The sequence below is a fragment of the Sphingorhabdus sp. genome, from assembly GCF_040079335.1.
Taxonomy (GTDB): domain Bacteria; phylum Pseudomonadota; class Alphaproteobacteria; order Sphingomonadales; family Sphingomonadaceae; genus Sphingorhabdus_B.
Map to the genome: position 1 here is coordinate 1 of NZ_JBEBKL010000094.1, position 3,569 is coordinate 3,569.

Annotated in this window: 2 protein-coding genes and 1 pseudogene; all 3 read right to left on the reverse strand. The window is 61.1% G+C overall.

Annotation, left to right across the window (positions count from 1 at the left end; translation table 11 throughout):
- Positions 1 to 59: 59 nt before the first annotated feature.
- Positions 60 to 1,184, reverse strand: a complete 1,125-nt coding sequence (locus ABL922_RS14270; protein ID WP_349024878.1) for a type IIL restriction-modification enzyme MmeI — start codon at positions 1,182 to 1,184, stop codon at positions 60 to 62.
- Positions 1,144 to 2,856: a DNA methyltransferase gene (locus ABL922_RS14275; RefSeq protein ID WP_349024879.1), complete on the reverse strand. Its 1,713-nt coding sequence runs from the start codon at positions 2,854 to 2,856 to the stop codon at positions 1,144 to 1,146. The genes ABL922_RS14270 and ABL922_RS14275 overlap by 41 nt, the downstream gene beginning before the upstream one ends.
- 334 nt (positions 2,857 to 3,190) lie before the next feature.
- Positions 3,191 to 3,569, reverse strand: a pseudogene (locus tag ABL922_RS14280) (30S ribosomal protein S12 methylthiotransferase RimO); the annotation flags it as partial.

A 3,569-nucleotide genomic window follows, 5' to 3' on the forward strand; every position in this document is an offset into this window, starting at 1 on the left:
CCCCCAACCCCTCCCCACCTGGGAGGGGAGCACGCGGTGCAGGATTGGAGCATTGTGCGCTACTCCGCCTGCGAAGCCTTCCGCGCCACGCGCTTGTTCTTGGCCGCGCCGATCCGCTCCAGCGGGTTCACCAGCGCCTCGTACCGGCCAAACAGATGCTCCACCCGGTCGCGGTCAGAGGTGAAGGGCGCTGCGCGGTACAGCCTGTCGACCGCACTATCCAGCGCGGCGTGCGCCTTGCGCAGCACCGGCGGCATGGTGTCCGGATCATAGAGCGCCGCAAGGTTGGACGTCGGAAATTCGGCCCGGGCATCCAGCACCGCCTGGGCCAGCGCTTCGATTCTGGCGCGCTGGGCGGGGGAGGCGTCCGGCCAAGGGAAGGTGTTGTAGACGAGGCCGATGGAATAGCGATAATCGCTCTTGAGTCGTCCGCCCATGTGTCCGAGCCACGCCATGTGCGCACGGCTGGTGAGGATGGCGAAGTCAAAGAGAGTGGCTTCGGGCAGTATGATGACCGCGTCAGTGGGAATTGCAGGAGGTTCCTGCCACCCGAACGGAACATAATCTCGGCGCTCCGACGAAACTCTAGGCAAGACCAGAAAGGCGACTTTGGGCGCGTTTAGCAGTGCAAATGATTGCGGATATGCCGCTGCGGCGAGAGTGCTCTTGCGTTTGCTGGCTAGACGAAAATTTCGGACTGCCGAAATTCGCGCCTTGATTTCCGCCGACGCTGCCAAAATGTCTGGTGGAGCGTCATGCAACGTGAGAACCCAGCGCATATCTCCATTGATGTGCTCAGTTGCTCCTACAAGCTTGCGCATGAATGGAGCAGCCTTGGGTTCGGCCTTCAAAAACCGCGATCGTTCGGCTGGATTAAATGTGAAGTGACCATCATCAATAATCTGACTTCCAATGGCGAGTTTTCTTGCCCCATTAATCGGCCGCCCCTCTTCTTTCACCACCAGATGCCTGTTCGCCACGCCCTTGGCATCAAAAAGATAGGCGGTCAGCGCTGAGTGGCGGCTTTCGACGGGATCGCCTTTGATGTCGGGATAGCTGAAAAGCCGCTTCTCGTCAGACTCATGGTCGCGGTGCGCCAACCCGACGATTACCACATGAACATGAGCTTTGCCGCGCGCCTCGCTACCCCAGGAAAAGGTGCGATGCGCAAAGGCAATCTCCACCAAACCGGTCGAACAGGATCGGCCACAACTGCGCAACCTGTTCGCCCTGACAGATTGAATTGGTCGAAACAAAGGCAATGCGAACGCGCGGATTGACCTTGATGAATTGTCCGGCCATGATGAACCACGCCGCGACATAGTCCAGTGTTCCGCCACTACCGCCAAGTCCTGCGATACGCCTTACTTGCGCGCGCTGTGCTTCGCTCTGGAATTTGGCCCCCACAAACGGCGGGTTGCCCATGATGTAGCTGCACTTTTCCGGCGGCAGCAAGCTCGACCAGTCAGCTTCAAGTGCGTCCCCGTGCAGGATATGCGCTGAATCCTTCAATGGGATGCGGGCATAGTTGAGCCGGAAGGCATCGTTGATTTCGTTGTTGGCGATGTGATCCATCATCCACATCGCCACTTCGGCAATCCGGGCGGGGAAATCTTCGTACTCGATCCCATAGAATTGATCGACCGTAACGCGGCTAAGCAGTGCTGCGTCGATCTGCTGATCGCCGTACTGGGCCTTCAGTGCTTCCAGTTCCAGCCGCCGAATTTCGCGATAGGCAATCACCAGAAAGTTGCCGCAACCGCAGGCCGGATCAAAAAAGGTCAGACGGGTCAGCTTGTCCTGAAATTTCGCCAGTTCCTTGTCGCGTCCGGTCTTGCGCTGGATGATCGCGGACAGTTCCGCCTTCAGATCGTCCAGAAACAGCGGACCGATCACTTTCAGGATGTTCGCCTCTGTCGTGTAATGCGCGCCCTTGGCCCGGCGTTCCTTGGCGTCCATCACCGACTGGAACAGCGACCCGAAAATGGCGGGACTGACGCCCGACCAATCGTGGCGGGCCGCTTCGAGCAGGTGGCCGCGCATGGCTGCATCGAACACGGGCGTGCGCAGCCGTCCCCGGAACAACGCGCCGTTGACATAGGGGAAGGCATCAAGCTCTCCCGACAGTCCCTTCTGTCGCTCCGCCTCGGGCGTATCCAGCACGTCGAACAGTTCGTTCAGCACGCGACCAACGTCGCTGCCGTCGTCCCTGGTGTCGTTGTCGATCAGTTGCAGGAAGATGTCCTTGGGCTGGAAAATCCCGGTGTCATCGGCAAACAGGCAGAACAGCAGACGGACCAGCAGCTGTTCCAGATCGTGCCCGGCATAGCCGCTGTCCTCCAGCGCATCGTGGAGCTTGCCCATCAGCTCCGCCGCCTTGATCGTGACGGACGCCTGGGTTTCAAAGCTGACGCGGCGGCCCAGCATGAAATCGAACGCCGTGACGTGCTTGTGCAGGTCGGCCAGAGGGAAGCTCAGTTCCTTGCCGTTGTCGTCCAGATCGACCAGCTGCCAGCGCTGAAAGTCGCAGGTCAGCATGAAGCGCGGCTGATCGCGCTGGGGCAGCCAATCGAAATATTCGCTGGCCTGCATCTGCGCGGCAAGCAGGTTCTTGCCCGCGCTTTTCTGCTCGACGATCAGCGTGCCGGGCCAGAACAGGTCGATAAAACCGCGCCGGTTGGCATCGATAGCCTGAACGCGCTTTTCAAAAACGGCGACCTGACGCCGCTTGATTCCGAAAATCTCGAAGAAATCGTTGTAGAAGCTCTGCGTTTCGCCCTTTTCGTAGTGCGCATCCTTCCAATCTTCGCTGAAAGCCTTGGCGCGGCGGCGAATTTCATCCCAAGTCAGGCGCATCCGGCATGTATTCCCGCGTGCCCGCCGCTTGGCAAGGGACGATTGCGGGTTTGGGCCGCCGCCGATACCCCTCCGTCACGCCCTGCGGGCGCGCCACCTCCCCATTTGCACTGCGTGAAAATGGAGAGGATCGGGAGGGGTGGGCGTTTTCCTACATCCGCCCCGCTTGCTACCGTGAAGCCATGCCCTCGCCCCGCTTTGCCGCCCCGCACACCGCCGCCTTGCCGCGCTATGCCGTGCAGGTGGGTGGCGCCGGGTTACACAAGGCAACACCGGGTGACACTTTCCCCCTGAACCCTGTCCACTGTGTCCATTCGTTCAGGAAAGGGTGGCTTCAGCTGTCTGACATCACCCCGAACAGGTCGTGTTCGTCGGCGTCTTCGATCAGCACCGTCGCGAAATCGCCGGGTTTGAGGGTGGGGGGCACGCTGCGCAGGTATACCGCGCCGTCGATTTCGGGGGCGTCGGCCTGGCTGCGGGCGGTGGCGCCGGTGTCGCCGTCCTCGTCCGCTTCGCCGACCTCGTCGATGATCACCGGCAGCAGGCGGCCGACCTTGGCGGCCAGCTTGGCGGCGCTGATCGCGGCGGTTTTTTCCATGATCCGCTGGAACCGTTCTTCCTTGACCTCTTCGGGCACCGCGCCGGGCAGGGCGTTGGCGGCGGCGCCCTCTACGGGTTCAAAGCGGAAGGCGCCGACCCGGTCAAGCTGGGCC